The organism is Vibrio sp. V01_P9A10T6 (assembly GCF_963877065.1).
Taxonomy (GTDB): Bacteria; Pseudomonadota; Gammaproteobacteria; order Enterobacterales; family Vibrionaceae; genus Vibrio; species Vibrio anguillarum.
The window spans coordinates 1-6,536 of record NZ_CAWNTB010000057.1 but is presented as its reverse complement, the minus strand read 5'-3'; the positions used below and the strand labels follow the sequence as shown (position 1 = coordinate 6,536).

At 44.5% G+C, this 6,536-nt stretch carries 6 protein-coding genes; 3 read left to right on the top strand and 3 right to left on the bottom strand.

Annotated features, from left to right (window positions below; all coding sequences use genetic code 11):
* Positions 1-59: 59 nt before the first annotated feature.
* Complete coding sequence (locus AACQ21_RS03430) at positions 60-392, bottom strand: 4a-hydroxytetrahydrobiopterin dehydratase (RefSeq protein ID WP_017049984.1); 333 nt, start codon at positions 390-392, stop codon at positions 60-62.
* On the bottom strand, positions 385-1,176 hold the full coding sequence (gene phhA, locus AACQ21_RS03425; RefSeq protein ID WP_017045087.1) for a phenylalanine 4-monooxygenase: 792 nt from the start codon (positions 1,174-1,176) through the stop codon (positions 385-387). The genes AACQ21_RS03430 and phhA overlap by 8 nt, the downstream gene beginning before the upstream one ends.
* A 270-nt stretch (positions 1,177-1,446) precedes the next feature.
* On the opposite strand from phhA, the gene AACQ21_RS03420 reads away from it, so the two are divergent.
* Entirely contained in the window at positions 1,447-3,420 is a 1,974-nt protein-coding gene (locus AACQ21_RS03420) for an acetoacetate--CoA ligase (RefSeq protein ID WP_181185538.1), read from the top strand.
* A gap of 153 nt (positions 3,421-3,573) precedes the next feature.
* The gene (locus AACQ21_RS03415) at positions 3,574-4,488 is read left to right on the top strand and encodes a LysR family transcriptional regulator (RefSeq protein WP_181185537.1); all 915 of its coding nucleotides are present in this window, start codon (positions 3,574-3,576) and stop codon (positions 4,486-4,488) included.
* Positions 4,489-4,808: 320 nt separating this feature from the next.
* Here AACQ21_RS03415 and AACQ21_RS03410 read toward each other — a convergent pair whose 3' ends face one another.
* Positions 4,809-5,390 carry a class I SAM-dependent DNA methyltransferase gene (locus AACQ21_RS03410; RefSeq protein ID WP_049785471.1) on the bottom strand — a complete coding sequence of 194 codons (582 nt, stop codon included), beginning with the start codon at positions 5,388-5,390 and terminating at the stop codon, positions 4,809-4,811.
* 213 nt (positions 5,391-5,603) lie between these two features.
* On the opposite strand from AACQ21_RS03410, the gene AACQ21_RS03405 reads away from it, so the two are divergent.
* Positions 5,604-6,482 carry a LysR family transcriptional regulator gene (locus tag AACQ21_RS03405; RefSeq protein WP_105976706.1) on the top strand — a complete coding sequence of 293 codons (879 nt, stop codon included), beginning with the start codon at positions 5,604-5,606 and terminating at the stop codon, positions 6,480-6,482.
* The last annotated feature ends 54 nt before the right edge of the window (positions 6,483-6,536 follow it).

Sequence of the window (6,536 nt, the reverse complement as noted above, 5' to 3'; positions counted from 1 at the left end):
GTGAAGGGAAAATAAGTATCAAGTCGCGTGTCGAAGCTAACACATTGATAGTATTAATTTTAATCGATTAATCCATCACATTTTGCGGCGCAAATAAAATCGTTTTTGTGCAGTCCTTTGATGGAATGGCTCCACCAAGTCACGGTCACTTTGCCCCACTCTAATAACAAACTGGGGTGGTGGAATTCCGCTTCAGCCAATTGAGCAACTTGGTTAGAAAATGCCCACGCTAACTTGAAGTTTTTGAACACATACACTTTTTCCAACTGGGGGATGCCATCACGTACAACAATAGACCACCCCTCAAGTTCAGTGAGCAGTTGCTGCTGCTCGGGGATCGATAATGCTAGCGCATCAAGGCTACAAGCTTCACAGCGTAATTCTTCAAGCATGGGTCTCTTCCTTGGGTTGAAATAAGGGGGCCAACAAGCCTGCCTGCATGGCACTTTCTACCTGCTGTACAAGATTTTCTTGGCTCAAATGGTACAGATCTCGTAGATCATCCAACACATAATAAATGGGTTGCATGATATCAATACGATATGGCGTTCTCAGCACTTGTTGGATGTCAAATTTTTCACGTATGGCCGTTTGATTATCAAGGCTATACACGGTTTCAGCGGGGGAGGATAAAATACCTCCGCCATAGATTTTTACACCGTCACTTTCTTGCACTAAACCAAATTCGACCGTAAACCAATAGAGCCGCGCCAAATAAGCTCTCTGTTTTGGGCTCGCGTTAGCCCCAAGCTTGCCGTAAACCTGAGTAAATGATGCAAAATCAGGATGAGTAAGCATCGCGCAATGACCAAAAATCTCATGAAAAAAATCCGGTTCTTGCAAATAGTCAAACTCTTCACGGCTACGCAAAAACGTGGCAACTGGAAATTTTTTCTCTGCCAATAAGGCGAAAAATCGATCGAAATTAATTAAAGCGGGCACCGGCTCGACTTGCCATCCGGTTTCACGTTGCAAAATACGGTTGATATCGGGCAACTGAGGAACCTGATCTTTAGAGAGTTGCAGCATCGCTAACCCATCCAAATAGGCTTGGCATGCTCGCTGCTCAACGACTGTCTCTTGACGTGCGATCAGATCATACCAAATCCGATCCTCTTCGTTACTCCAGTCAATGAAACCTTTGCTATTTAATGGCTTAGAATGATACTGCGTCATACCACAACCTTTTAACAAACCGATTGCATTAAGCCTATCGCCTCGTGAAAAGTCTGCCAATCTTAGGCTCGACATCTGACGACGCTCACGCGTAACAAATATTTTACATTTATGGTTTTTTTACTTAGATATCAGGGATATGATTATGGCCAACCCGTTTGACTTTACGGCGTTCGCCGACAACACTAAACAGTGCCAACAGATCAGAAAATAAACGGATATATACCCACTTGTAGGGTTGTAGGGAACGCGATTATGTTTGAAGAAAATTTGACGCCGCACACACCGCTTTGGGTCCCTAGCCAAGACCGCATCAAAGCGTCCAATTTAAACCAGTTTATTGAGCACATTAATATGCAAGGTGAGGCGATAGAAAGCTACTCACAACTGCATCTCTGGTCCGTTGCCGAGAGAAAACAATTTTGGTTAGAAGTGTGGCAATTTTGCGATGTGATCGGCTTTCGTGGTAACTGCATTTACGGTGAGGGGATTGCGAGATGGGACGACTTCACCGCCGCCAGAGACACAATTTGGTTTCCCCAAGCACAATTGAACTACGCGGAAAATCTACTCTCTTATGCGTTTCAACAACCGGAAGGCATTGCCGTTTGGTTTAAAAATGAAAATGGGCAAAGCAAGAAGCTAACATGGCAGCAACTCAGTGATCAGGTTTCTATTATCCAGCAGTGGTTAAAACAAAATGGAGTTGAAAAAGGTGATGTTGTCGCCGGTTACTTACCCTATATGACCGAAACTTTAGTGGCTATGTTAGCGACTACTAGCTTAGGAGCCGTTTGGACATCAACCTCTCCTGATTTCGGAGTCGACAGCGTAGTAGAACGTTTCGGCCAAGTACAACCCAAAATTTTATTCTGCTGCAATGGGTATACGTTTAATGGCAAAACCCATCTCATGGAAGAAAAAAATGGTCAGATTGCCGATGCTATTTCGAGCCTACACAACATTTGTCAGATCGAATATTTACAGCAACGCTCACTCACGGCTGATTTTAACGACGCTTTTTCTGATTGGAATGCGATTCTCGCAAGTTACCTTCCACGTGGGCTACGCTATGAACGCATTGGCTTCAATGACCCACTGTTTATCTTGTACTCATCAGGTACGACAGGTAAACCCAAATGCATCGCCCATTCGGTTGGCGGTACGATTTTAAATCATCTCAAAGAGCATCAATTACACTGTGATATTCAACCGGGCGATCGTGTGTTTTATTACACCACTTGTGGGTGGATGATGTGGAACTGGCATGTTTCGGCGCTCGCTAGCGGTGCTACGTTGGTTATTTATGATGGTAGCCCAATGTATCCGCAACCGGGTGTATTGTGGGATTTGGCAGAAGAAGCCAACATCACTTTGTTCGGTACATCGGCCAAATATTTAGAGGCACTGCAAAAAACCGCGTATTCACCGAGCGATTACTACCCTCTCTCCTCACTGAAAACATTATGTTCAACAGGTTCGGTTTTGTACCCAAAACAGTTTGATTATGTATACGCCAACATAAAAGCGGACTTACACCTCGCCTCTATCTCGGGTGGAACCGATATTTGTGGCTGCTTCGTGCTTGGCAACCCCATATCGCCGGTGTATCGAGGAGAATGCCAAGGAGCAGGCTTAGGACTTGATGTCGCCGTATTTAACGACCTTGGTCAACCCATGATACAACAACGGGGAGAGTTAGTCTGCCGCAACAGTTTCCCTAATCAACCCATCGGGTTTTGGCATGATGATGGCCAACGTTATCACGATGCATATTGGAGCAAGTTCTCTGGTGTATGGCACCACGGTGATGAAGTTGAGTGGACCGACAATGGTGGAATACGTTTTTACGGGCGCAGTGACACCACCTTAAACCCCGGAGGCGTGCGTATCGGCACGGCGGAAATTTATCAGCAAGTGAATAGCTTTCCTGAAATACAAGATTCGGTCGCAGTGGGTCAGAAAATCGATAATGATGAGCAGATCATCCTTTTTGTACAACTGGCTCCACAGTGCGAACTCAACACCCTACTGGTGAACACCATCAAACAGCGCCTAAGAGAAAACTGCTCCCCTCGTCATGTTCCTGCGCAGATCCATTCCATCAGTGATGTGCCACGTACCAAATCCGGAAAACTGGTAGAACTCGCGGTGAAGCAAGTACTGCATGGCGAGACAGTCAAAAACTTAGGTGCCATTGCCAATCCTCATGTATTAGAAGAAATCCACGCGCTGTTTACATAAACATTATTCTTGAAATAAAGGCGATGGAAGTTGATGTAGGCGCATAGCGGTAAATATTTCGGCAGCTTGTCAAATAACCCGCATCTTTTCGTGTAATTTGTCAGTATGTCAGTGATATGCTTTTGAAAAAGTTTGGAGGAACCGCCTTTATTTATGGATTATATTCACCTTTCAAGAATCAGTTTAAAACACTTAACAGCGCTACACGTCATGCTCAGTACCCGCAGCGTCACGCAGACAGCAGCCCAGCTCTGCATTAGCCCTTCAAGCATCAGTAAAAACTTGTCGCAATTGCGCATTCTCTTGGAAGATGAACTATTTTATCGTGACGGTACACATTTGATACCTACCCCTTTCGCGCTACAAATGGGCCCCACTGTCCATTCAATCCTCTCTAGCATGAATGGATTGCTACATCACTCAAATTTCGAACCTCAACATTATCAGGGGAAATACCGCCTTGCGATGCGAGAAAGTGCCTTTGAGCTGTTTGCTCCTATTTTGACAAACGTGATAAAAAATCATGCACCGCAAGCTTCCTTTACTGTCTACTCGAAAGATCACTATGGCTTCGACGCCCTGCAAAGCGGGCTGATTGATTTCGTCATTTTGCCACACGATATCAGCCAGCCCCCAACGCGAGATAAAGAACTCGTGTGGGAAGTGATTGCTCACGATGAAATGGTCTGCTTAATGCGTAGTGATCATGCTTTAGCCAATGAAGTACTCACCATCGATCACTACCTTGCTCAATCGCATATCGGCATTATGGACAAAGAGCTGGCTGAACCTTTTTTTGAACAGAGTTTAGCTCAATCTCATCGAGCTCGTCATGTTCCGGTTGTTGTCGCTGACTTTGGTGCGGCCGCCATCTTATGTAAGCATACCGACTCACTCTTTACTTGCTCCAAACGCTGGGCGGAACAAGCGATGCAAGCTAAGGGGTTACTCATCAAACCGTTACCTTTCAATTATGGAAAAGTGGCTTACAGCTTAGTGTGGAATAAGCCCAGTATGAACGACCAAGCTTTGAAATGGTTGTGTGATCAGCTCAAAAAACCACACTGATGTTTGTGAATCAACATTGAAAATTTAGCTCAATGCTCAAAATAAAGTAGCTCAATGCTTAAAATAAAGAAGGCCAGCACTATTTTGCGCTGGCCTTCTTTATTTATCTTCTGATGTGCTTTTATTTTTGCTTAACCCTAGCCATGAGTTATCAGTCAACAAACAGAATTATTCGTGATCAACGCCTTATAGTCTTCTAGGGAGAGTGACTATCATGACACTTATCAACAAGCTAGAGCTTACGCAAGTTGGTCATTATGGAACAGTGAAATAATGTAAATAAGCCATTCTCAATCTGGAAAACCATCAACTTTATGATGTTATTTCCTACCAATGCCCATCACTACTGGCGCTAGACCTTTTGAATTTTTAATCTCAAACGCAACTGCGGTTTCCACTTGGCTAAAACCTGCGCTTTTCAGTTGTGTCTCAATTTGGTTTTGGCTAAGACCATAGTCAGGATCATCTTCTTCAACCAACCAGTCCCAATGAATAAAAACGCCATGCTCATCTAATAGAGAATGAATGATGGTAAATACTTCATTAAGATTCGGCACAAACGCGCACACAGATGACGCCACAACAAGATCGAATTGTTTGCGAAAGGCCGGATGTTGCGCGACTAGACCACGGGTCAGAAAATCCACCACGGGTTCAACGTTGACCAACTCTTTTTTATCCAGCTCTTCAATCATGGCCTCAGAGCCATCGAGCGCGACAATATCTCTGGCATGGCGAGACATCATTTGGCTCAGCAAACCCGTACCACACCCGAAATCAAGAACATGTTTACCTTCGAGAGTGACCCGTTTCTGCAATTGCTGAAACACATTTTGAGCAAAAAGCGTTGTGGATTCGTCCTGCTCCCACTGAGCCGCACACTCATCCCATTCGTTCGCCATCATGGCCTCCGTGTTACTTCTTGTATTGGGGAAATTTTCCCAAGAATAAACCAAAACTGTGTTACGTTCATAGAGTTACAGCTCAATCTTGACTAAGAAATGATGAACTGGCTTTGATTGGCGAGAAAACCGTCAGTTGGTAGAAGAACATCAGATAGGCAGTGGTACTAAAATTGTTTATGATCAACCCATTATTGTGCCTTAGAGAACGTTATGAACCTTTCTCAAATTGAAGCATTTTTCTCTGTCGCGGACACGGGCTCAGTCTCCGAAGCGGCGCGACAATTAGAATGTAACCGAACCAAACTCAGTATGGCGATTAAAGCGTTGGAGAAAGAGCTCGATACCGCTCTTTTTGTGCGCACCGGCAACAACCTGACTTTATCTGAAGCGGGGAAAGCAATTTATAAAGATTGTGAAAGTGTTTTGGTGACCATTGCGCGAATAAAACACACCTGTACGCAAATATCACGGGGCTTCAACGCCGAGATGTGGATTGCCCGTGATGATTCTCTTCCTGATGCCTTGTGGCAAGATTTTGCACACCAGCTGAATAATCGTTTTCCCGCGACCTCGTTTAACCTTGTATTGGCTTCAAGCGGCGACTTAGCCAACTTGATTGCCACCCATCAAGTCGATTTTGCTTTTGGCGTCGATTACGAAAGAATCAACGACCCACGGATCACTTATCAACCTTTGGGTAAAATCCGGATGATGTCGGTGTGCAAAAGTGACCACCCGCTAACTAAAATTTCGCTATTCAAGGAAGAAGAACTGCGCAGAGCAATGCAAGCCGTGATGGTCTATTTAAACGAAAAAGATAACCCCGAATTACAACCTTTCTCTCGTCGCTACATTGGCTTCTCCAGTTTCGATTACATGCTCAATACCATCTTGACTGAGAATGCATGGGGCGTATTGCCAGAACCTTTAATTCGCCACTTCCTACGTGAACAAAAACTAACGGTGATTAAACACACCTACGGTCTCACTCAAGAAGATTACTGCATGTTTACGGCCACAGGCATGGCCGAACACCCTGGCATGAACTGGTTAGCCGATAAGTTGCGTGACTATTTGTTTGATTTTTAATTTTCGTTGTTTAGTTTTCAAGATGCCCACATTTTGAACAACATAAAGCAAAGG

What these genes read in the sequence shown, in the direction of transcription:
- AACQ21_RS03430 (WP_017049984.1), bottom strand. Translation starts at nt 392, where the DNA reads ATGCTTGAAGAATTACGCTGTGAAGCTTGTAGCCTTGATGCGCTAGCA.
- phhA (WP_017045087.1), bottom strand. Translation starts at nt 1,176, where the DNA reads ATGACGCAGTATCATTCTAAGCCATTAAATAGCAAAGGTTTCATTGAC.
- AACQ21_RS03415 (WP_181185537.1), top strand. Translation starts at nt 3,574, where the DNA reads ATGGATTATATTCACCTTTCAAGAATCAGTTTAAAACACTTAACAGCG.
- AACQ21_RS03410 (WP_049785471.1), bottom strand. Translation starts at nt 5,390, where the DNA reads ATGGCGAACGAATGGGATGAGTGTGCGGCTCAGTGGGAGCAGGACGAA.
- AACQ21_RS03405 (WP_105976706.1), top strand. Translation starts at nt 5,604, where the DNA reads ATGAACCTTTCTCAAATTGAAGCATTTTTCTCTGTCGCGGACACGGGC.